The sequence below is a fragment of the Candidatus Hydrogenedentota bacterium genome (assembly GCA_016791475.1).
GTDB lineage: Bacteria > Hydrogenedentota > Hydrogenedentia > Hydrogenedentales > JAEUWI01 > JAEUWI01.
In genome coordinates this window covers 1-537 of sequence record JAEUWI010000417.1, presented here as the reverse complement: position 1 = coordinate 537, position 537 = coordinate 1, and the positions used below count along the sequence as shown (strand labels likewise).

Genomic DNA, 537 nt, shown 5'->3' with positions numbered 1-537 from the left:
AGCGCTCGCCCAATCGGGTGTGGCGATTGTTTTTGTTTCGAGCGAAATGGAGGAGGTGCTGCACCTGCCGGACCGTGCGCTGATCCTGCACGAAGGAAAGCTGAGCGGCGAGTTGCAGCACGACATGCTGACGGAGGAGGCGGTCATGCACCTGGCGACGGGAAATACGGCGGCGTAATGTAGGATAGGCGTCCCGCCTGTCCTGATAGCCGGGACGGCTATCCTGCATTCAGGCAGGCGTCCCGCCTGTCCCGATAGCTGGGACGTCTATCCTGCATGTTGAGACAGCCGGGACGGCTGTCCTACATTAGGAACAGGAGAATCCCTGAACGGATGAAGAAGACATTGGGTATATTCGGCCTGCTTGTGGTGGTGTGCGCCTTTACCGCCATAAACAGCCCCAACTTTCTCTCGGCCTACAACATGCAGAACACCTTCCGCTGGACGGGGCTCTACGGCGTGATCGGCGTCGGCGCGGCGCTGGTGATCATCACCGGCGGCATCGACCTCTCCATCGGCGCCGTGGTGGGCCTTGTC

At 60.7% G+C, this 537-nt stretch carries 2 protein-coding genes; both read left to right on the top strand.

Annotated features, from left to right (window positions below):
- A partial coding sequence (locus JNK74_30010; GenBank protein ID MBL7650405.1) for a D-xylose ABC transporter ATP-binding protein occupies positions 1–178 on the top strand: 178 nt, incomplete at its 5' end.
- A gap of 155 nt (positions 179–333) precedes the next feature.
- The coding region (locus tag JNK74_30005) for an ABC transporter permease (protein ID MBL7650404.1) at positions 334–537 on the top strand (204 nt) is incomplete at its 3' end.